The sequence below is a fragment of the Rhizobium sp. rho-13.1 genome (assembly GCF_007000305.1).
Taxonomy (GTDB): Bacteria; Pseudomonadota; Alphaproteobacteria; order Rhizobiales; family Rhizobiaceae; genus Rhizobium; species Rhizobium rhododendri.
Window position 1 is genome coordinate 102,182 of the sequence record NZ_SCFL01000005.1, and the last position, 20,655, is coordinate 122,836.

The following is a 20,655-nucleotide window of genomic DNA, read 5'->3' on the forward strand; positions in this document are numbered from 1 at the left end:
GGTGCAAAAAAGGAATAAGACTTCGTGTCCGAGAAAGCCGTAAAGCAGCCGAATGCCCTGTGGGAAAACGTCAAAGTCATCGTTCAGGCATTGCTCCTGGCAATGGTGATCCGGACGGTGCTTTTCCAGCCCTTCACCATCCCGTCCGGCTCGATGATGCCGACGCTGCTTGTGGGCGACTATATCTTCGTCAACAAGTTCGCATATGGCTATTCGAAGTACTCCTTACCGTTCTCGCCCAATCTCTTCAGCGGACGGATATTTGCAAGCGAGCCGAAGCGCGGCGATGTCGTCGTCTTCCGGTTCCCGCCCAATCCCGAGATCGATTACATCAAGCGCCTTGTCGGCTTGCCGGGCGACCGCATCCAGGTCAAGGACGACCTTCTCTATATCAACGGCCAGGCCGTGCCGCGCGCGCCGGACGGCAGCTTCACGTCGGATTACAAGCAGGATCCAGGCGAAGACGTTCCGGTGTTCCGCGAAACCTTCGACAATGGCAAGACGTTCGACACGCTCGACCAGTCGCCTGTGTCGCGTGGCGACAACACGCAGGAGTTCGTCGTTCCGCCAGGTCATTATTTCATGATGGGCGACAACCGCGACAACTCGCTGGATAGCCGTTTCGACGTTGGTTACGTGCCGGCTGAAAACCTTGTCGGTCGCGCAAGCGTCATCTTCTTCTCGCTGGGCAATGACACCTCCTTCCGCGAAATCTGGAAGTGGCCGAGCAACATGCGCTGGAACCGCATCTTCAAGGTCGTGCAATGACCAAGCTACAGGCACTTTCGTCGGCCGACCGTGCCAGACTTGAGGCAGCGATTGGTCACGAATTTGCCGAAAAGGAACGCCTCGACCGCGCGCTGACGCATGCCAGTGCGCGCACGGAAAAAGGTGCCAACTACGAGCGCCTCGAATTCCTCGGGGATCGGGTGCTCGGCCTTTGTATCGCCGAGCTTCTGTTCAGCACCTTCGGCAAGGCGGACGAGGGTGAACTCTCGGTTCGCCTCAATCAGCTTGTCAGCGCCGAAACCTGCGCGCAGGTGGCCGACGAGATGGAATTGCATCTGTTCATTCGCACCGGTGCCGACGTCAAGAAAACGACGGGCAAGCGGATGCTCAACGTCCGCGCCGACGTCGTCGAAAGCCTGATTGCCGCGCTCTATCTCGAGGGTGGCCTGGAGGTGGCGCGGAAGTTCATTTTGCGCTATTGGGAGGGGCGGGCCATTCGCGCCGATGGCTCCCGGCGCGATGCCAAGACAGAATTGCAGGAATGGGCCCACGCAAAGTTTGCCGTCAGTCCGGTTTACCGGATTGAAGACCGCAGCGGACCGGATCATGATCCCCGCTTCACGGTGACGGTAGAGGTGGCGGGAACAAAGCCTGAGACTGGGACAGATCGCTCCAAGCGCGCCGCCGAACAGGTGGCCGCGACCAAGATTCTGGAGCGCGAAGGCGTATGGCAGAGTTCGTCTGCCGGAAAATGACGGAAAAAATGACCGAAACTGAAGACACAAGCGCTGTTGACGGCGTGGCCGTAGCCGATGAACGCCCGACACGCTCGGGCTTCGTCGCCTTGATCGGGCCGACCAACGCCGGCAAGTCGACCCTCGTCAACCGCTTTGTCGGTGCCAAGGTGTCGATCGTCAGCCACAAGGTGCAGACGACGCGCGCGATCGTGCGTGGTATCGCGATCCACGACCGCACCCAGATCGTCTTCATGGATACGCCCGGCATCTTCAAGCCGCGCCGCCGGCTGGACCGCGCCATGGTGACGTCTGCTTGGGGCGGCGCCAAGGATGCCGACCTGATCATGCTGCTGATCGACAGCGAGCGCGGTCTTCGCGGCGATGGCGATGCCATCCTCGAAGGCCTGAAAAACGTCTATCAGCCGAAGATCTTGGTGCTGAACAAGATCGACCAGGTCAAGCATGAAGACCTGCTGGCGCTGGCGCTGGCTGCCAACGAAAAGATCCCCTTCACCCAGACCTTCATGATCTCGGCCGAAAAGGGCCACGGTTGCGACGATGTCATGGACTATCTGGCAAAGACACTGCCGGAAGGTCCGTGGTACTATCCGGAAGACCAGATTTCCGATCTGCCGATCCGTCAGCTGGCCGCTGAAATTACCCGCGAAAAGCTGTTCCTTCGCCTGCATCAGGAGCTTCCCTATTCCTCGCATGTCGAGACGGAGAAGTGGGAAGAGCGCAAGGATGGTTCGGTGCGCATCGAGCAGGTGATCTACGTCGAGCGCGATAGCCAGAAGAAGATTGCACTCGGCAAGGGCGGCGAAACGATCAAGGCTATCTCGAGCGCATCCCGCAAGGAACTCGGCGAAATCCTGGAGCAGACGGTTCATCTCTTCCTGTTCGTCAAGGTCCGTGAAAACTGGGGCGACGATCCGGCCCGGTTCCGAGAAATGGGGCTGGATTTCCCGAAGTGACCCTCACTTTGGTACTCCACCCACAGGCTTCCTAACGGCGGGTCCGGACGGTCTCGCAGCAAGTTGCAAAGTTAGCTATGAGCAAGACCGCCAATACGAATGATACCCGGACCCCATGCGAGCTTTGCCCGCTGAGGGCGAAGCCGAGTTTTCGGGAGTTCGATGCCGACGAGCTCGATTTCGTCTCGCATTTCAAGCGTGGCGAACTCGCCGTCGATGCGGGCGCGACAATCCTCGTCGAGGGTTCGCACAGCGCCCACCTTTTCACCGTGCTTTCCGGCTGGGCCTTTCGCTACAAGGTCCTGGAAGACGGTCGCCGCCAGATCCTTAATTATGTCATGCCCGGTGACCTTCTAGGTCTGCAGGGAACGATCATGGGCGAGATGCAGCACTCTGTGGAGGCACTTTCGCCGGTGACGCTCTGTGTGTTCGAGCGCGACAAACTGATGACGTTGTATAACAGGCATCCATCACTGGCATACGACCTGACATGGATCGCGGCACAGGAGGAGCGCATCCTCGATGAGCACCTGCTCAGCATCGGCCGGCGTTCGGCGCTGGAAAGGGCGGCCTATTTGCTGGCCTATCTGCATCAGCGTGTAAGTGCCATCGAGCTGTTCAGCGGCAGGACTGTGCTGCCTGTCACCCAGCAGCATATTGCCGACACTCTGGGTCTTTCGATTGTTCACACCAACAAAACGCTGAAGAAACTCGCCGAGCGCAAATTGATTCGCTGGCAGGAGCGCGGTTGCGACGTGCTGGACGGGCAAGGATTGGCCGATCTGGCGGAATGGAGCGGGATAAGCGGAGGTAAACGCCCATTCATTTGATATCCGAATGAAAATACATGTCTTTTTTAAATGCTTAACCGCAGGAAACAGCATAGGTAGAGCGGGTCGTTAATTATAGGCGTTTGCACAACTATGGTAAGATGGCCCGAAACGACTACAATAGAGGGAAGGCAAATGCCTTCCATCGACATGGCTGCGCGGAACGCCGGAGACCAAGATGAGACTTCTACTGGCAGACTGCGCTTCGCACCGGCCTTCTTGGCAAGAAAGATGCCAATGATTCCGCAGCGCGTTCTCGTTCTCGAAGACAATCTTATCATTGCGATGGAAGCGGAGGAAATCCTTCGTGAAATCGGCTCGACCAAGGTCGAGCTGGCGTCGAACCTCGACGAAGCTTTGGCAGCGATTAACCTCGGCCAATATGATCTGGCTCTTCTCGACGTCAATCTTGGCGAAGCGATGAGTTTCAATTTTGCAAGGCTCCTGACGGAGCGCGGCATCCCCTTCGGTTTCGTCAGCGGATACTCCGATACGCAGGAGTTCCCAGATGACCTGCAGGATGCGCCACTGCTGGTGAAGCCGTTCGACGAACGGGCCATGCTACAGTTCCTGGCGAAGATGTTTCCGGCCACCGTCTGAAGCGGTTCTCGTGACAGCCTGCCTGCTTTCCACTAGACTTGTGTCTTCATAGGAACGAGTGCGTCGGATGCAGTGGCAGGACCAAGCCATCATTTTGGGTATCAAGCGCCTTGGCGAATCGAGTGTGATCGCCGAGGTGATGACCCATGGCCATGGTCGACATCTGGGGCTCGTCCGCTCCGGCCGCTCGCGTTCGATGCAGCCTGTGCTGCAGGCCGGGAACCAGGTCGAAGTCACCTGGCGCGCGCGGCTGGACGAGCATCTCGGCGAATTCCGCGTCGAGCCAGTGCGGCTCCGCGCAGCCCGGCTGATGGAAACCGCGACGGCGGTCTACGGGGTGCAGGCAATGGCAGCACTTCTTCGGCTGCTGCCCGAGCGCGACCCCCATCCTCACCTCTACAACGCGCTCGACGTCATTCTGGAGAACCTGCATGATCCCGCCGATGCCGGCGAGCTTTTCGTGCGTTTTGAATTGGCCGTCCTCAACGACCTCGGCTTTGGCCTCGATCTGGCGGAATGCGCTGCGACCGGCGTGAGGGAAGACCTCGTCTACGTTTCTCCGAAGTCGGGCAGGGCCGTCAGCCGGGCTGCAGGTGCTCCCTGGGCAGACAAGATGCTGGCGCTTCCGGCCTTTCTGGCTGTCGGCAACGGCAAGGCGGCGGACGGGGAAAGTCTGGCCGCTGCGTTTCGCTTGAGCGGCTTCTTCCTCCACCGCCACGTCTACGAGCCGCGGGGCATCGATATCGGCGCAACCCGCCACGGTTTCGTCCAGTCGGCACTGAAGGCGCTGGACAGGGCAGCAGCAGCTGAGCTTGAAGAATCCCCCCAAGCGGTTCCGCTTTAGACCGGTGCGCCACTCACCGTCGCTTGAACGCCCAGCCTTCGCTGCGCTCTTCGATGATCTTCACGAGGTTGCCGACCTCGATCATGCCTTCACCACGGGGCACGGTATTCCAGCCGAACAGCGGGCCGGGGACGCGCCGGTCTGCAGACATCCTGAGGCGTCCCATGGAAGGCATCGGATTGGCGACGTCGCGAGAACCGGTGAGTTGATCCTGGGTGGTCATGATGCAGCGGGCGCAGGGTTTGACGAGATCCAGCCTAATGCCGTTGATCTCGATCGCCGCCCACCGATCCTCCTGCCACGGCTCTGGACAATCGATGACGATATTTGGGCGAAAGCGATCCATTCCGACGGGCGACGAGCCATGGGTGGCAAGGTCCTCGTTCAGGGCGGACAGCGAGCCGGTTGTCGTCACCAGGATCTGGAAGCCATCGGCAAAGGTCACAGGCGCTGCACTGCCGACCCAGGCTTCCTCCGCGAGGCGTTCCGATGCGTCGTCGAAAATCGCAAGTTTCACATCTCGGCCGAGCCAGTCGGACAAAGCCCGGTTGGTTGCCTCGTCGGCCACAGCAGCACTGACGATCGATTTCCAGATGTCCACATCGAGACGCGCGACCGGGCTGGGGCGCTGGACGACGATATCGCTCTGTCCCTCCATACGCAGGAGGAGTGATCCATTGTTGGCTTCGACGGTGATCCGGGCCAGTAGCGGCAGTTCGCGCTGGGTGATCGCTTTTCCGTCGGGAGCCACCACCATGGCGCGCCGGTCGCCGACGAGGCCGAAGGCATCGACCGCCGAGGCCTGCAACGCGGTACCGCGTGCGCTCTTCACGGGGTAGATGAACAGGTCGCTGATACGCATGGTGCCTCTCAGATTTCATCGATTAACATGGAAAGCACGGTTTTCAGACGTTCATGCCGCGTCTTGGCTATGGCCGCGCCCGTCTTCGTCTGGAACTGGTCCGCAAGTTTGAACAGCTTTGTCTCGAAATGGTCAATTGCAAAGCGCTTGTCGTCGAGCGGTCGCTGGATAGCCAACGGATCGAGCGGATCGTAAAGACCGGAGCCAAGTCGCCCGGCGATGTAGAAGCACCGGGCAGCGCCCACCATCCCGATCGCATCGAGCCGGTCGGCATCCTGCAATATTCTCGCCTCCAACGTCTGCGGCGGCAGGTTGGCGGAAAAGCTGTGGGTGGTGATGGCGTGCGCCACTGCAGCGATGTCGTCGGGCACCCACCCCATGCCCGCAAGGATGCCTGACGCCTTGTCTGCCGCAAGCGCGGAAGCCTGATGACGCAGCGGCGAATCTTTCTCGACCGAAATGCAATCGTGCAGCAACACGGCCGCGGTCAGGATACGTCCGTCGCCACCATCTACTGAGCGGATATGCATGGCGTTTTTGAACACCCGCAGGATATGAGCGATGTCATGGGAGCCATCGTCGCTATCCGTTGCATGGGCCACGAGGGAGGATGCCAGTGCACCGAAAGGAGAAAAGGCTTCCGACAGCAGGGTATCACGCATCGCCGTTCCGATCGTTTGTGGAGAATCGGCCCGATTGGACCAGGCCCGATCCTAGCTGGTCGGGGGTGGGAGACGATAGCCGTGATCCACGGCGCCATGGTTCGCAATCGTGATCTCGCCTGCCTCAGATTGCCGAATCACGTTAGTAGGGTCGTTCAGGTAGAAATCACTATGGTTAATGACCATTAACTTTTTGTTTTGACCCGGAGCGCAAATCGGTTTACTTATTAAGAAATTATTTAAATTGTACTGCGTCTAACCGACGTCGCATGAGGCGGCACCTTCCCTAGGAGGTTCCCTATGTCCCATGTATCAGTATCAACATCTTCCTATCCCTACCGTGGAACGCTTCTTCGCCTCGATGCCAATGGCGACGGGCTTCTGAGCCGTGAAGAGATTGCCGCAGATCAGCGTCCCGGCATCATGGCAACCAATGTCGACGAGCAGCCGAGCGTCAGCACCAGCAGCAGCGCGCTTGTCAGCCTGGTCGCAAAGCTGATGCAGATTCCGAGCGATGGAAATGGCGCGCCCCTGCTGGGCGGCACCGCGGACGCAGATCCCGAAAGCGATGCACAGCCCACCGACATCTACCGCAACACCTACGGCCAGTATGCCTTGGATGACATGGCTGCCTGACCCGCTTTTTCGACGTTGCCGCCGCGACTGGCGGGCGTCTCCCTTCGTTTAACGATTTCGATCTGCGTCCACCTACACCTTTTATAGCCGGCAGACATCGCTGGCCTGATTTACACGCCAGCGATGATCGCCTGGTTGTCCAGCTCCACCCGTCTTGAGCAGTTGTGATTGCGAAGGCTCTTCATACGCCGCAACCGAACCGACGTGCGCCAATGCGCCGAAGGGACGGCCCATTTATTTCCGCTACGGAGACCACGGCAATGTTGAAAACAGTTCAGTTTCCGCAAGGAATACACATTCTTGGACCGCAGGCCGCTTCTGCGCCCGGCACGGAGATCGGGAGCAGGGTCAGGCACGACGCGCTCGAAGACTATCTAGCCGAGATGCAGGCCGAAATGTCTGCCTACACGGACCCGGCCGCACCCTATGAGTTCGGCCGTTCTTTACCCGTCAATAGCGCCGTGTAGTTTGCGTCCCGATCGCGACAAGCGAGCATCAGGAAATCTCGATCTCCCTGGCATCGAGTGACGCCTTGGTCTTGCGCATCATTTCGCGGGTCGTGGTGCTCCAGCCGCCGGTGCTGACCCAGTATTGCAAAGTCACACTGATCGTTCCGCCGAGGCTGTTGACATAGGCAGTCGGCGCAGGCGTTTTCTCCACGTTGGGATCGCTTTCCGCTATCTCCATCAGCGTCGCCAGCACCGCATCGATGTCGCCTTTCGAACTGACGCCGATGGTGATCTTGTGCTTGCGGCTGGGCTCGCGGCTGAAATTGGTGATCGGCGTGTTCCAGAGCGTCGAATTCGGGGCCAGTCGGTAAAGGCCTTCCGCCGTCCTTAGCTCCGTGGCGAACAGCCCGATTTCCTTGACCGTGCCGGTGACGCTTCCCGTCTCGATATACTCGCCGACCCGAAATGGCCGCAGCACCAGCAGCATGATGCCAGCAGCTATATTCTGAAGCGTACCCTGCAGCGCCAGCCCGACGGCGAGCCCCGCAGCCCCGAGAGTGGCGATGATCGATGCCGTCTGCACGCCGAACTGGCCGAGCACGGTGACGAACACCAGGATGAGCAAGCCATAATAAAGCACATTGGTGAAAAAGCGCGCCAGTGTTTCATCGATGCCGTGGACGCGGGAAATCCCTGCGAATGCCCAGCGGCTGACGAAGCCGGCCAGGACCCAGCCGGAGATCAGCAGGATGAGCGCTCCCATGATCGAAAACGTATATTGAACGGCCAGCGCACTCGCCTGCGTCAACGCAGTCCGTGTAGCGACGATAAGGTTCGCTGCCTGATTTTCCATGATGATAGACCAGCCTTTTCTGCAATGTCGGGCGGTAGATGGAGCAATTGCCGGCCCGGTCAACCAGCCGGGTCGAGCGGCAAGACGAAAGGCATGTTGCCATCGCTTTCCGCGCCACGCCCGGCAGCCTTGACCGCTGCGACCAGTCTGCCCTGCCGTCCCAGCAATTGATCGCCAAACGCCACCAGTCTTGAATTCGGCGTTGCCTGCGGTGATGCGCGGCGAAGGCGAGCGACGAGGGCGCCATCGTCTACATCGGGATCGATTGCCAGTGCTGCGATCAGCGCTGCTGCCGGCGAACGGGAAACACCCATCCAGCAGTGGATCAGCAACGGGGCGGAGCGGTCCCAGCTTCGCGCAAAGGCGATGATCTGCTCGACATGGGCTTCCTGCGGTGCGACCAGCTTGTCATTGCCGGCAAAAGTGATGTCGTTCATGCCGAGCAGCAAATGGCGGTCGGCCGAGATGACGGCGGGCCGGTGAAAGCTGTGCTGTTCGGCCATCAGGCTTATCATCTCGCGGGCTGAGTGGCGCACAGCCATCTCGGCAATGCGCTCCAGCGGTGAAACGACGATGGCGCTCATCGTGCGGAACCCGCAGCTCTGCGTCTCTCCGCCTCCAGCGCCTCAAACCGGGCGAGGAACAGCGCTTGCGCCTCTATGGCGGGCAGGGGATCGATCGGCAGCATCTCCTGGACGATGTCGCGCGGCTGGCCGAAGAATTTCCTCGCCTCGACAGGTGTGAAACCGGCAAGAACGGTCGCTTCGAAATAGGCGGCGATGGCATCCGCCTTCTTGATATTGTCCTTGAGCAAGCGCGACGGATGGGCGGGCAGGCCGAAGCGCAGGTGGATGGCGGCTTCGAGCCGCTTTTCCACGGCCTTGTAGCCGCCACCGACCACCGCTTTGAACGGCGAAATCATGTCGCCGATGACATATTCCGGCGCGTCGTGCAGCAGGGCCACCAGCAGGTCATCAGCTGTACTCGGCACGATCCGCCGCAGAATATCCTCGACGACGAGACAATGCTGTGCGACCGAAAATGCGTTGCTGCCGGACGTCTGGCCGTTCCAGCGGGCGACGCGCGCCAGCCCGTGGGCAATATCTCCGATTTCGACATCGAGCGGCGAGGGATCGAGCAAATCGAGGCGACGCCCCGACAGCATACGCTGCCACGCACGCGGTTCTTTCGCCGATGTCACGCCGTTGCCTCGTCGGCCTTGCTTGGGAATGAAAGCCCGGACCACGCGGGCAGGGCCAATGAGACCGGCAGTTCGCCAGCAAGGATCGGTGTGTCGGTCGCCATGGCCTCTCCCGCCCTGTCGATGCGGACGATGGCTAAGCCTCTATTGGCGGAGACGGAGCCCAACGTGCCGATCGGCTTCCCGCCGGCAAGAAGAGGCGTTCCAGTTTCCGGAAGATCGGCATCAGCCGAGACCAGCACCAGCCGCTTGCGGGCGGTGCCGCGATGCTGCATGCGCGACACCACTTCCTGGCCGACATAGCAGCCCTTCCGGAAGGAGAGTCCGCCGTTCAGATCCATCAGCACATCATGGGGAAAGGCGTCCTGCAGCGAAAAGTCGATACCGGAGGAGGGAACGCCCGCTGCAATCCGCGCAGCGTCGTAAATGGCAACGGGACCGTCACCCTGGGCGCCGGGAACGCGGTGAAGTGCAATGCCCGCCTTGGCAAAGCGGCTGTCGGCATATCCGCTGTTGTCATCGTCGCCCCAGCTGACGGTCACGCCCTGCTCGTCGGAAGCCGTAATCTCGACCGCCGCCCGAAGTCGGTACATCGAAAGCCGCTTCAGCAACGCTTCGCCCTGGACGCTGTCCGTCTCGACGACAAAGCCGTCGCCGTCGCGCCAGATCATGAAGTCGAACATGATTTTGCCCTGCGGTGTCAGCAGTGCTCCCGGACGCGCTTCGCCTGCAGCAAGGGCGCCGAGATCCGTCGTGATCAGGTTTTGCAGGAATGATTCGGCATCTGCGCCGGTGATGCGCAGCAGCGAGCGATCATTGAGAAATACGGCTGGCATGGGCAATCCGTCACGTTTGTGATGAGGCCTGGAAATAGGCATGACGGGAGACGATCGCAAGTTCCCGCCGCTGGCAGGCTATTCGCTGGCCGAGAAGAACTTCCACTTGCCGTCAGGCGTGATTCCGACCCGGTAGAAATTGTAGCCACCGAATTCCAGCATGTCGGAGTAGTCGCCAGCCGTGACGATCCGCATCAGGTCGACCTTTTCCGGCGCCGTCAGTGTCTTGATGTCTTTTTCGGCGAAGTACGGCCAGACATACATTTCATTTGGCGTCCCCTGGCCGACATGGGCAAAGCCGGTCGATAGTAGGTCGAGAAGGATCGACATCACCTCGATACCGTCCTTGTCGCCGGAGAGGTCGTGAAGGGACTTGATCGGGTCTTCGCCCGGATCGTCAGCCGTTACCTGCGTCTGGTTAAGACCGCCGCCGACATTCATCAGCGGGCGCAGGCGTTCCGGATCGCCGGAGGCAGCGGCCTCGACGATGGCCTCGCGCAATTTCCGCACCGCATCAGGCGCCTTGTTGATATCAAAGAGGAATTCGACAGATTTGGTTGGAGTGCCGCTCGCTGGCGCACTGTCGCCTGTGCTCGGCGCGGCCTGGCTGTTCACCAGCGGGTCAGGCATGGGGATGCCCTTGCTGGGTGCTTCCAATGCCTGCAGGACGGGCTTCTCGCGTGGTGCAGCAGGAGCTTGCTTCACAGCATCGTTAAGGAGCGAAAATGCAAAGGCGGGTGTGGCCGACATGGCGCTTGTTGCCAGAAGCGTCGCAGCCATCACTGAAGTGACAGACTGTCGCAGAACATCGCCCATGGCACGCGGCATAAAATATCTCTTGAGGTTATTGCAGGGAACGGATCGGCGAAAACTCGCCCGACAACATGCGTTCACGGAGCGATTCGAGCAAGGCCTCGGCACCCTGTTCGCCCTGAAGGCGTATGGTTTCGCGCAAGGCATGGGCGATGGCAGCGCCGGCAATGATTTCCGGTTCGATACCGTCGGCTACACCGTCCGCCCAGGCTTCGTTCTGATATTCCAGAGCCGCCTGCATCTTCTCATGGACGATCATGTCGTCGATGTCGTTGAGGCTTGGTTCCATCATTTTCTTTAATCCTCGAGAACGCCCGGTGTACTTACTGCCCGGTTAACAAGTTTAACAGCCTTTTCCTAAAACGACACGGGTCGCTATGGAAAGAGGTTAATAAAGCGTCAATTTCCGAACCGCGCAGTTATTTCGCCAGCGAGTGTTGCACCTTCGTTACGGTACTGCTGTTCGGCGGTCATAGCCTGTGGCGTGCAATCCGTATAGACGGAAGCGAAAGATCTATAGCCACGGTTGAATGCAGCGGTCATTCGTTCCTTCCTTTTCGGCTCGTTCTTCGTCTCCGTGTCCAACAGTTTTTGCATGGCTTCGCGCCAATCTTGCGGCTCTGTTGGCGCACACAGGTGACGGAGATAGGTCACCGAGCCCAGAATTTCACCCAGCCGAAGTAGCTTATCGTCGTAGGGCGCCGGGGTCCCCGCATCTGCCGGCGGCGGATCCGGTACAGGCTCTGCCTTGGGCGACGCCGCCTCAGCCTGGATGGCGCACAGCGATAGCAACAGCGAGATGACGATGACAGGCCGGGGAATCATCGTGCCAGTTGACAGGCTGCGGAGGGTGCGAGCAAGTGGTCTGGCCGCTTCTCCCGCAATTAATGCGTTTGCGACAGCTTCTCGACGCATTCGAGAACGCTCTGTGGCACCGGCAGTGCCCTGATCTCGTCGAGCGTGAACCAGCCGACCTCAGCCGCATCGTCGGCGGCAGTGGCTACCGCATCCTCGTCGGCGCCTACCAGAAATACGGACAAAATGAAGTGGCTGTCCGCGCTGCCGTCCTTGCCAGGATGGCGAAGATCGTAGGTCGCAAAGGGCCGGGGATTGCTGACGGCAATACCGGTCTCCTCCTCGAACTCGCGCAAAGCCGTCTCGGCCGGTGTCTCGCCGGCCTCCGCCCGCCCGCCCGGAAAGGCATACATGTCCTTGGACGGAGGATTGCGGCGCAGCACGAGCAAAAACCGTCCGTCGCGCTCCAGGATCGCGGAGGATGCAGGCTGTGGGGTTGGGGTCATGGGGCACCCTGAACTGTTGACGCAATTGCTCTCAACATCGCATGCCGCAGATTATTCATCTAGCTTTGACGACACCTTCGCAGCAATGCCATATCCTAAGCCAAAAGATAATTGGCGGCATGGGTTGCGAATGATCACGTACGGGCTTTACGCATTGGCAGCGCTGGCGGAGATTGCCGGCTGCTTTGCCTTCTGGGGCTGGATGCGGCTGGGCACGCCGGTCTGGTGGCTGGCTCCCGGCATGCTGTCGCTGGCGATATTTGCCTGGCTTTTGACATTCGTGCCGAGCGAGGCGGCCGGTCGCACGTTTGCTGCCTACGGTGGCATATACATCGTTGCGTCGGTGCTGTGGCTCTGGCTGGTCGAGGGCCGGGCGCCTGACCGGTGGGATATTTCCGGTGCCGTGGTTTGCCTGGCGGGAACGTCGCTAATCCTGTTTGGCCCGCGCGGCTAGCGTGGCCTTGACCGGACCTGTGGTGAATGCAAGACAGATCTCATGTGCGGCCGATTTGCGTTGAAAGCGACGCCTGAAGAGGTGCGGGAATTGCTCGGGCTCCTTGAACTCGAGAGCTTTCCCGCGCGCTTCAATATTGCGCCGACACAGCCGATCCTCGTTGTCGTTTCCGGCGAACGCCAGGATGCCGGCAGCAACCTGCCGGATCGTCGAGCCCTGCTCGTGCGCTGGGGGCTGACGCCCTCCTGGGTCAAGGATCCCAAGGCTTTTCCCCTGCTGCTCAATGCCCGTGCCGAATCGGCAATCGAAAAGGCGTCGTTCCGTGCCGCCATGCGCCATCGCCGCGTGCTGATACCCGCCTCCGGCTTTTATGAGTGGCACAGGCCCGACAAGGAGAGTGGTGAGAAGTCGCAACCCTACTGGATACGCCCGCGCGATGGTGGCGTCGTGGTCTTTGCCGGATTGATGGAAACCTGGTCGTCTGCCGATGGCTCCGAAATCGATACCGGTGCCATCCTGACCACGGCCGCCAACCAAACGATTTCGCCGATCCATGACCGCATGCCTGTCGTCATCAAGCCTGAGGATTTCGCGCGATGGCTGGATTGCCGGACGCAGGAGGCGCGCGAGGTCGCAGAGCTGATGGTGCCGGCCGACGAAGACCTGTTCGAGGCCATCGCTGTCTCCGATCTCGTCAACAAGGTCTCCAACATGGGCCCGGAGTTGCAGATACCGATAGAAGTGCAGCCGCGCCTGAAGCCGGCGCGCAAACATGACCCGGGAGACGACCAGCTGCGCCTGTTCTGACGTACCTCTACTTCTGCTGTGGAAATCCCCCCATGCCAATTCTCTCTGCCGCTTTCTCCGGCGCTCTGCTCGGTGCCTCGCTGATCATCGCTATCGGGTCCCAGAACGCCTTCATCCTGCGCCAGGGGCTGTTGCGGTCGCATGTCTTCGTGCTTTGCCTGATCTGCGCGCTGTCCGACGCGGTGCTCATCGCCGCCGGCGTGGCAGGGTTAGGGACCGTAGTGGCCCAGTCGCCGCGGCTGATAGCCTTCGTTACCATCGGTGGCGCCGTGTTCCTGGGCACCTATGGCGTGCTGGCCTTTCGCCGTGCATGGCGGCCGCAGGCGATGCGCGCCGCCGGTGGCAACGGGTTGACGCTACCGGCAGCGATTGCGACCTGCCTGGCATTCACCTTTCTCAATCCGCACGTCTATCTGGATACGGTGCTGCTGCTGGGCAGCCTGTCGGCTGCCTATGAGGGAACGGCGAGGTTCGCCTATGGCGCAGGTGCTGCTGCGGCTTCGTTCGTCTGGTTCTTCGGGCTGGGCTATGGCGCGCGTTTGCTACAGCCGGTCTTTGCCAAACCCGCCGCCTGGCGGGTCCTCGATGCAATCATCGGTGTCGTGATGAGCCTGCTTGCCCTCAGCCTGCTCTATAAATTCTATGCCGGCGCTTAGGCGATCTTCTTGGAGGTGGCAGACTTGCCCTTCAGCATCAGATGGGCGGCAGTCACGGCCTTGAGGCCGATCGGGCGGTAGAGTGATGCGAGGTCTGTCTTGGCCGGTTGTGTCGTACTTGTGTTGACGGTGCTCATTAGGATCTCCTTCCCAGGTGGTTGTAATGCTTTCTCTTTCACGGCCAATCGTGACGAATCGGAGGCGGTGCCGATCAGCTTTTGTGAACGTGCAGCATAATCCGCGAGCCTGACGCGAGGCCTGATTCGCGAATGCCGGATCAATGAGGAGGGAGATGGCACGCCAATGCGGGCCGCCGGACAGGCTGAGCAGCCGTCAGTATCTTCAGGCGGCATCGCGAGAGAGGCGCCGATGCTGTCAGCTGGAGGTGTCAGATATGCCGGCCGATATCGTCGTTGGCGTCATCGACATCGGGGTCTGCGGGGCCGTTGATGGTGTAGGTGCCATATTTGCGCTGCCAGGAGCGGGCGCCAAGCGGTAGAGACAGGAGGTAGCCGGCCACGGTTACCACCATCACCTCCCAGGTGTAGCTCATCAGCAGTGCCACATAGACGACGACTCCGAGCATGATCGGAAGCACCAAGTCGCGGCGGATACGGCTGCCTTCGCTCTTGCCCGACCAGACGGGCAGGCGGCTCACCAGGAGGAAGCCGATGATGACGGTATAGGCTGAGGCAATGTAGCCGAATGTCTTGTCGGGCATGATGCCGAGGAAGCCGAGATAGACGGGTGCGAGCACCAGCATCGCACCCGCCGGTGCGGGAACGCCGACGAAGTATTCGGATTGCCACGGGGCCTTGTTTTCGCGTTCGGCCATGACATTGAAGCGCGCCAGCCGAAGCCCGGCAGCGATTGCATAGATGAGGGCCGCGATCCAGCCGAGAGAATGGGCCTGGTTCAGCACGTAGACATAAAGCACAAGAGCCGGCGCCACGCCGAAGTTGACGATATCGGCGAGCGAATCCATCTGCGCACCGAATTTGGACGTCGCCCGCATCATCCGCGCAACCCGGCCGTCGACTCCGTCGAGAAACGCTGCAACCAGAACCATCGCGACAGACAGTTCGAAGCGCTCCTCGAAGGCGAGCCGCACCCCGGTCAGGCCGGCGCAGATCGCCAGCACGGTAATGAGGTTGGGCACCATAAGCCGCAGCGGGATCTCCCGCAGGCGCGGGCCGCGTGCTTCTTCGTTTTCGCCGAGCGGTTCCAGCTGAGGAAATGGCGTCTTCATGTCGCGATCTCCCGGTGACGCTTAATCGCGTCGGCTGGTGGTCGGGCCTTTCAGCGACCCGAATTCGGCAATGACGGTTTCGCCGGCAATGGCCGTCTGACCAAGGGTCACACGTGGCGAAAATCCGGCCGGCAGGAACACGTCGAGGCGTGAGCCAAAACGAATGAGGCCGATGCGCTCGCCAGCCTCGATAGGCTCGTTTGGCTGGGCGAAGCAGAGGATACGACGCGCCACGAAGCCGGCAATCTGCACGACGCCGATCTGGCCGCGCACCGTATCGATGACCATGCCGTTGCGCTCGTTCTCGTCGCTGGCCTTGTCGAGTTCGGCGTTGAGGAAGTTGCCCTTGCGATAGGCGATGTTGCTGATGCGACCCCGCATCGGCGCGCGGTTCACATGGCAGTTGAAGACATTCATGAAGATCGAGATGCGCAGCATCGGCTCGACACCAAGGTTCAACTCGGCCGGCGGCGTGATCATCACAACGCTCGATACCTTGCCGTCAGCCGGCGAGATCACGAGGTCCTCATCCTGCGGCGTCAACCGCTCCGGATCGCGAAAGAAGTAGGCGCACCAGAGTGTCAGGATCAGGCCGATCCAGAATAGCGGCTTGAAAAACCACCCGAGGACCAGCGATGCCACGAAGAAAGCGGCAACGAAGACGTAGCCCTCCTTGTGAACAGGGACGATCGTATTGCGGATGGTGTTGTACAAGCTCATCGATGGCGGCCTTCCGTTGTTAGCCCTGACGCTGACTACAGGCAAAACGGGCGGCAAGCAATGCCGCCGCGACCGCCGCCCCCAGCTGATCGCGCTGGCGGCTGGCTGCTGATCAGGTCGCCGGAGAGAGACGCACGACGACGCCGAGGTCGTCGCTCTCGCGAACCTGCTTCAGATGCTCTTCCGCCTGGGTCGCTTCGCGCTGGCGGTTCCACATGGAGGCGTAGAGGCCATTCTGCTCCAGCAGGCCGGCATGGGTGCCGCGCTCGGCAATCTCGCCGCTCTTCAGGACGATGATCTCGTCGGCGCCGATGACGGTCGACAGCCGGTGGGCGATGACCAGCGTCGTGCGGTTCTTCGAGACGACGTCGAGCGCAGCCTGGATTTCTTGTTCGGTGGTCGTGTCGAGCGCCGAGGTCGCCTCGTCGAGGATCAGCACCGGCGGCGCCTTGAGAATGGTGCGGGCAATGGCCACGCGCTGCTTCTCGCCGCCGGAGAGCTTCAGGCCGCGTTCGCCGACCTTGGTCTCGAAGCCATCGGGCAGCTGGTCGATGAAATGGCCGATCTGCGCCACTTCGGCAGCAGCCAGAACAGCAGCGTCGTCGGCGTCCGGGCGGCCGTAGCGGATGTTGTAGGCAATCGTGTCGTTGAAAAGCACCGTGTCCTGCGGCACCATGCCGATTGCCTTGCGCAGGCTTTTTTGGGTGACGCTGCGCACATCCTGGCCGTCGATGGTGATTGTGCCGCTCTGGACGTCGTAGAAACGGTACAGCAGCCGCGACAGCGTCGACTTGCCGGCGCCGGAGGGCCCGACCACCGCCACGGTCTTGCCCGCCGGCACCTCGAAGGAGATGCCCTTGAGGATCGGTCGCGCCGCATCATAAGCAAAATGCACGTTGTTGAAGGCAATGGCGCCTTGGTGGATCGTCAGTTCGGTAGCCCCAGGCGCGTCGGTGACCTCGGCCTGAACCTCGAGCAGATCGAACATCTCCTCGATGTCGGTCAGACCCTGGCGAATTTCGCGGTAGACGAAACCGATGAAATTGAGCGGCACGGAGAGCTGCAGCAGCATCGAGTTGACGAAGACGAAATCGCCGACCGTCTGCGTGTGGTTGAGTACGGCGAAGGCCGAGAAGATCAGCATGACGGTGGTGCCAAGACCGAAGATCACGCCTTGGCCGAAATTGAGCCAGCCGAGCGACGTCCAGACGTCGGTCGCGGCCTTCTCGTAACGCGCCATCGACTTGTCGAAGCGCTTCGCCTCCATCTCCTCGTTGCCGAAATATTTGACAGTTTCGAAGTTCAGCAGCGAATCGATGGCCTTGGTGTTGGCGTCTGTGTCGCTGTCGTTCATCGTGCGGCGGATCGAGATGCGCCAGTCGCTGGCCCTCACCGTGAACCAGATGTAGATGGTGACGGTGACGGCTGTTATGGCGAGGTAGGAAAATCCGTAGCCCCACCAGAAGATCGCCGCCGTCAGCAGGAATTCGACAAAGGTCGGAACCGTGTTGAGGATCGTGAAGCGGACGATGGTCTCGATGCCCTTGGTGCCGCGCTCGATGACGCGCGAAAGGCCGCCGGTCTTGCGCTCCAGGTGAAACCGCAGCGACAGCTGGTGCATGTGCACGAAGGTGCGGAACGCCAGCTGGCGCACGGCATGCTGGCCGACGCTGGCAAACAGCGCGTCACGCAACTGGTTGAGGGCGAGCTGGATCAGCCGGGTGACATTATAGGCAATGACGAGGGCAACGGCGCCCATCATGAAGTTCGGTACGATGCCGTTCAGGTCCATCTTGCCGTTCAGCGCGTCTATCGACCACTTGAAGAAATAGGGGACGAGCAGGAGCACGAACTTGGAGATCAGCAGGAAGACCGAAGCCCAGACGACGCGCATCTTGAGATCGGTGCGGCCGGCTGGCCACATGTAGGGCCACAGATTGAGGATGGTGCGGAACGGATTGCTGGCATCCGCCGAAATCGTCTTCTTGCCGTCTGCCATGCAACTCTCCCGCATCACCGGGGATCTGGAGTGCCGGTCAGATCCGGTCGATCACGCGGTGTAAAAATGCCGCTGGTCTGCATGGCTTCACAAGCCATGCCGGCCGGGGCATCCGGCGCACGCATATACTATTCGATAGCCGTTCGAAAAGTTTTATGATCACTTTAACGCGAAGGAGCGGGCGAAAATTCTACCCGGCCCATTCCCGACGCAAAACCAAGGCGATCAGCCTAGAGATGCTTGCCCGACATACGCTGGCGATGCAGCTCTTCCGAATTCGGCAAGGCGTCTTTTGGCAGCCCGAACACCTGGCCAGGCAGGATGCGGTCGGGGTTGTGGATCTTGTCCTCGTTGGCAAGATAGATCGTGGTGTACCGCACACCCAGTCCATAGGTTCGCCTGGAGATCTGCCAGAGCGTATCGCCCTGGCGGATGATGACGGCATTCTTGTTGACGGCAAGCGGTGCCTGTTCGTAGGTTTTGACGCCGGAAGTATCTGTTCCGGCGGCCGGAGCAGGTGCTGCAGCGACCGATCCTGCTGCAGGTTTCAGCAGCGGCGAGATCAGCTGGTCGAGACGGGCGATTACCGCACCGACTGCCACGGGATCGCGCGGCAGCGGCTCCAGCAGGGCAAGTGCCTTGCCAGCGCCGTCGGATGCAATGGACGATGCCTGTTTCAGGGCCGCACTGGCATCGATGGCGGGGCGGAAATCGCGTAGCCCCTTCAGGGCGAACTCCGTGCCGGAGCGGGCTGCGGCGAGCTGTTCGTTGCCCGGCATCTGGCCACCCTGGAAAAGGCCCTTGAGCAGCGCAAAGGCGCGCCCGAGATCGCTGCGCAGCTTGCCGAGCTGCCCCTCGTCGAGCGCTCCGGCAGGGGCCGGGTTAACGGCGGCGGCGGCCGGCGACTGGGCGGCAACTGTCAGCTGGCTTCCTTCCGGACGGTTGAAATTGACTGCCGTGCGCACGATGACCTTGCCGTTGGCATCCAGGCCATCGACGCGGATCTTGTGATCGCCGACCGCCAATGGCATGGCGCCGTCGATGACGAAATGGCCGTCGCCGCCGGCCGTGCTCTCGCCGATCTGCTTTTCGTCGGCGTAGGCGCGAACCTTGAGGTTGGCGCGCGTGGCTCCGGCGACGAACAGATGGTCGTTCTCGACCTCGACAGCGCTGATGACCAGTCCTGCATGATCGGTGGTCGCCGATGGTGTGCCGGCATCGGCTGCCGTTGCGGCAGGATCGGCCTGCGCCGTTGCAGGTGAGGTGAGGGCATCAGGCGCTGCCGAAGGAGCCGGCGTCGCCGCCGACTTGGTGGCCGGTGCCGTGACACGCGGCTGCTTGGCTTCCGGAGCGGTCATGATGCGGCTTGCCTCGCCGGGCTTGGTGACCATCGCCAGCAGTTGCGAAGACCCATCCTTGGGAATGGATACGGTTGCAGTCTCCTCGGAGACGACGGATGTACCGTCCTTGCCAGTCGATTTCAGGGTGATCTCGTGGTCGCCGGCGGGAAGTGGACTGTCGAGCACGGCAGCGAAATCGCCTCCCGGCCCGACTTCGGTCGAGTTGATCACCTTGTCGCCGTCGATTATGTCGAGCTTGGTGCCTGGCGCGGCACGGCCGGCGATGACGGTCGAGCCATCGGGTTCGACGCGCAAAACGTCGAAGGCCGGCTTGATGGGCGCTGCTGGCGCCTGCGCCAGCGGTGTGGGATCGCCGAGCAGCACCGCGCGTGCGCGGTCGATTGCGGCAACGGCGTCGGCGATGTTTTCCGGAAGCGCCTTTATGACGGCCAAGGCCTTGTTTGCCCCCTGATGCGACTTGTCGATCAGAGTTGCGGTCGCCGGATCTGCATTGTCGGGTTTCGCGACATCGACGATTGCTTGCAGGCTATTGATTGTCTTGGTCTTTGCGGCATCGAACACATCCTCTGTCGGGCCCTTGCCATCGGCAAACAGCGCCTTCAGCTCGGCAAGCGAGGTGGTGGCCTTGTCCTTGAGGGCGCCGATCATGACGGCGATGTCAACGGGTGCCGGCGAAGGTGCCGTTGCCGGTGCGGCCGACTTGGCGGCTCCATCTGCAGCGGGCGGCGTCGCATCTGCCGTCTTCGCCGGAGTATCCGCCGGTTTCGCGGTGTTGTCGGCAATGATGTTGCCCACCTGCGAGCTTGCCTGGTTGATGGCATCACCGATCGGCTTCTTGTCGCTGCCGATGCGCGGCAGCACGAAGAAGACCATCAGGATGGTCGCAATTACCAGCACCAACAAGGCCAGCAATCCGGCGCGGTTCTTCATCATCAAGGTCTCCAGGCGGCATCGTCGTCGCAGTTATAAAAATTGCTAACGATTTCCGCTGCTTTTACAAGCTTGCTCAGCTATTTCCGGGGAATGAGGCACAGGTTTTCCGTTAAATTTCTTGACTGGGCATCTGCTGCATTGTTGTTTGC

At 60.8% G+C, this 20,655-nt stretch carries 26 protein-coding genes; 11 read left to right on the plus strand and 15 right to left on the minus strand.

What is annotated here, in order from left to right:
- Window positions 1-24: 24 nt before the first annotated feature.
- From lepB to recO, 6 genes are all read left to right on the plus strand, one after another.
- Complete coding sequence (gene lepB / locus EQW76_RS15330) at window positions 25-768, plus strand: signal peptidase I (RefSeq protein ID WP_142829769.1); 744 nt, start codon at window positions 25-27, stop codon at window positions 766-768.
- Window positions 765-1,484, plus strand: coding sequence for a ribonuclease III (rnc, locus tag EQW76_RS15335; protein WP_142829767.1), 720 nt, complete (start codon window positions 765-767; stop codon window positions 1,482-1,484). Before lepB ends, rnc begins: the two co-directional genes overlap by 4 nt.
- Before the next feature lie 8 nt (window positions 1,485-1,492).
- Window positions 1,493-2,440, plus strand: coding sequence for a GTPase Era (era, locus tag EQW76_RS15340; RefSeq protein WP_142829766.1), 948 nt, complete (start codon window positions 1,493-1,495; stop codon window positions 2,438-2,440).
- A 77-nt stretch (window positions 2,441-2,517) separates the two neighbouring features.
- A complete protein-coding gene (locus EQW76_RS15345) occupies window positions 2,518-3,270 on the plus strand; it encodes a Crp/Fnr family transcriptional regulator (RefSeq protein WP_142829764.1) in 753 nt (250 codons plus the stop codon).
- Window positions 3,271-3,507: 237 nt separating this feature from the next.
- Entirely contained in the window at window positions 3,508-3,870 is a 363-nt protein-coding gene (locus EQW76_RS15350) for a response regulator (RefSeq protein WP_111220783.1), read from the plus strand.
- Window positions 3,871-3,937: 67 nt separating this feature from the next.
- The gene (gene recO, locus EQW76_RS15355) at window positions 3,938-4,714 is read left to right on the plus strand and encodes a DNA repair protein RecO (RefSeq protein WP_142829762.1); all 777 of its coding nucleotides are present in this window, start codon (window positions 3,938-3,940) and stop codon (window positions 4,712-4,714) included.
- Between the two features lie 13 nt (window positions 4,715-4,727).
- Here the strand turns inward: recO and EQW76_RS15360 are convergent, their stop codons facing one another.
- Both EQW76_RS15360 and EQW76_RS15365 read right to left on the minus strand, forming a co-directional pair.
- Complete coding sequence (locus EQW76_RS15360; protein WP_142829760.1) at window positions 4,728-5,576, minus strand: MOSC domain-containing protein; 849 nt, start codon at window positions 5,574-5,576, stop codon at window positions 4,728-4,730.
- 8 nt (window positions 5,577-5,584) lie between these two features.
- Window positions 5,585-6,238, minus strand: coding sequence for an HD domain-containing protein (locus tag EQW76_RS15365; RefSeq protein ID WP_161990955.1), 654 nt, complete (start codon window positions 6,236-6,238; stop codon window positions 5,585-5,587).
- Between the two features lie 300 nt (window positions 6,239-6,538).
- On the opposite strand from EQW76_RS15365, the gene EQW76_RS15370 reads away from it, so the two are divergent.
- Both EQW76_RS15370 and EQW76_RS15375 read left to right on the plus strand, forming a co-directional pair.
- Window positions 6,539-6,874, plus strand: coding sequence for a hypothetical protein (locus tag EQW76_RS15370; RefSeq protein WP_142829758.1), 336 nt, complete (start codon window positions 6,539-6,541; stop codon window positions 6,872-6,874).
- Between the two features lie 260 nt (window positions 6,875-7,134).
- A complete protein-coding gene (locus EQW76_RS15375) occupies window positions 7,135-7,341 on the plus strand; it encodes a hypothetical protein (protein ID WP_142829756.1) in 207 nt (68 codons plus the stop codon).
- Window positions 7,342-7,369: 28 nt separating this feature from the next.
- Here the strand turns inward: EQW76_RS15375 and EQW76_RS15380 are convergent, their stop codons facing one another.
- The 8 genes from EQW76_RS15380 to EQW76_RS15415 form a co-directional block, all read right to left on the minus strand.
- Entirely contained in the window at window positions 7,370-8,176 is an 807-nt protein-coding gene (locus EQW76_RS15380; protein WP_142829754.1) for a mechanosensitive ion channel domain-containing protein, read from the minus strand.
- Window positions 8,177-8,235: 59 nt separating this feature from the next.
- Window positions 8,236-8,760 (minus strand): tyrosine phosphatase family protein, encoded by a 525-nt coding sequence (locus tag EQW76_RS15385; protein WP_142829752.1) that lies wholly within the window; start codon window positions 8,758-8,760, stop codon window positions 8,236-8,238.
- A complete protein-coding gene (locus tag EQW76_RS15390) occupies window positions 8,757-9,377 on the minus strand; it encodes an HD family hydrolase (protein ID WP_142829751.1) in 621 nt (206 codons plus the stop codon). The genes EQW76_RS15385 and EQW76_RS15390 overlap by 4 nt, the downstream gene beginning before the upstream one ends.
- Window positions 9,374-10,213 carry a folate-binding protein YgfZ gene (locus tag EQW76_RS15395; RefSeq protein WP_142829749.1) on the minus strand — a complete coding sequence of 280 codons (840 nt, stop codon included), beginning with the start codon at window positions 10,211-10,213 and terminating at the stop codon, window positions 9,374-9,376. The genes EQW76_RS15390 and EQW76_RS15395 overlap by 4 nt, the downstream gene beginning before the upstream one ends.
- A gap of 78 nt (window positions 10,214-10,291) precedes the next feature.
- Window positions 10,292-11,041 carry a hypothetical protein gene (locus EQW76_RS15400; protein ID WP_142829747.1) on the minus strand — a complete coding sequence of 250 codons (750 nt, stop codon included), beginning with the start codon at window positions 11,039-11,041 and terminating at the stop codon, window positions 10,292-10,294.
- A gap of 16 nt (window positions 11,042-11,057) precedes the next feature.
- Window positions 11,058-11,315: a hypothetical protein gene (locus tag EQW76_RS15405; RefSeq protein WP_142829924.1), complete on the minus strand. Its 258-nt coding sequence runs from the start codon at window positions 11,313-11,315 to the stop codon at window positions 11,058-11,060.
- Between the two features lie 110 nt (window positions 11,316-11,425).
- Window positions 11,426-11,851 (minus strand): TIGR02301 family protein, encoded by a 426-nt coding sequence (locus EQW76_RS15410; protein WP_142829922.1) that lies wholly within the window; start codon window positions 11,849-11,851, stop codon window positions 11,426-11,428.
- 59 nt (window positions 11,852-11,910) lie between these two features.
- Entirely contained in the window at window positions 11,911-12,327 is a 417-nt protein-coding gene (locus tag EQW76_RS15415) for an NUDIX domain-containing protein (protein ID WP_142829745.1), read from the minus strand.
- 133 nt (window positions 12,328-12,460) lie between these two features.
- Here EQW76_RS15415 and EQW76_RS15420 point away from each other — a divergent pair, with 133 nt between their 5' ends.
- The 3 genes from EQW76_RS15420 to EQW76_RS15430 are packed head-to-tail and all read left to right on the plus strand — an operon-like array spanning window position 12,461 to window position 14,244.
- Window positions 12,461-12,781, plus strand: a complete 321-nt coding sequence (locus tag EQW76_RS15420; protein WP_142829920.1) for a YnfA family protein — start codon at window positions 12,461-12,463, stop codon at window positions 12,779-12,781.
- A gap of 42 nt (window positions 12,782-12,823) precedes the next feature.
- Window positions 12,824-13,588, plus strand: a complete 765-nt coding sequence (locus EQW76_RS15425) for an SOS response-associated peptidase (protein WP_142829743.1) — start codon at window positions 12,824-12,826, stop codon at window positions 13,586-13,588.
- A gap of 38 nt (window positions 13,589-13,626) precedes the next feature.
- Window positions 13,627-14,244 (plus strand): LysE/ArgO family amino acid transporter, encoded by a 618-nt coding sequence (locus EQW76_RS15430; RefSeq protein WP_202617158.1) that lies wholly within the window; start codon window positions 13,627-13,629, stop codon window positions 14,242-14,244.
- Here the strand turns inward: EQW76_RS15430 and EQW76_RS29390 are convergent.
- From EQW76_RS29390 to EQW76_RS15450, 5 genes are all read right to left on the minus strand, one after another.
- On the minus strand, window positions 14,241-14,381 hold the full coding sequence (locus EQW76_RS29390; RefSeq protein ID WP_162854772.1) for a hypothetical protein: 141 nt from the start codon (window positions 14,379-14,381) through the stop codon (window positions 14,241-14,243). The two genes, EQW76_RS15430 and EQW76_RS29390, sit on opposite strands and share 4 nt — an antisense overlap.
- A gap of 251 nt (window positions 14,382-14,632) precedes the next feature.
- Entirely contained in the window at window positions 14,633-15,493 is an 861-nt protein-coding gene (gene pssA / locus EQW76_RS15435) for a CDP-diacylglycerol--serine O-phosphatidyltransferase (protein ID WP_142829739.1), read from the minus strand.
- Window positions 15,494-15,514: 21 nt separating this feature from the next.
- Window positions 15,515-16,213 carry a phosphatidylserine decarboxylase gene (locus EQW76_RS15440; protein ID WP_142829737.1) on the minus strand — a complete coding sequence of 233 codons (699 nt, stop codon included), beginning with the start codon at window positions 16,211-16,213 and terminating at the stop codon, window positions 15,515-15,517.
- A gap of 112 nt (window positions 16,214-16,325) precedes the next feature.
- Window positions 16,326-18,212, minus strand: a complete 1,887-nt coding sequence (locus EQW76_RS15445) for an ABC transporter ATP-binding protein/permease (protein ID WP_142829735.1) — start codon at window positions 18,210-18,212, stop codon at window positions 16,326-16,328.
- 230 nt (window positions 18,213-18,442) lie between these two features.
- Window positions 18,443-20,506, minus strand: coding sequence for a LysM peptidoglycan-binding domain-containing protein (locus EQW76_RS15450; RefSeq protein ID WP_143122965.1), 2,064 nt, complete (start codon window positions 20,504-20,506; stop codon window positions 18,443-18,445).
- Between the last annotated feature and the right edge of the window lie 149 nt (window positions 20,507-20,655).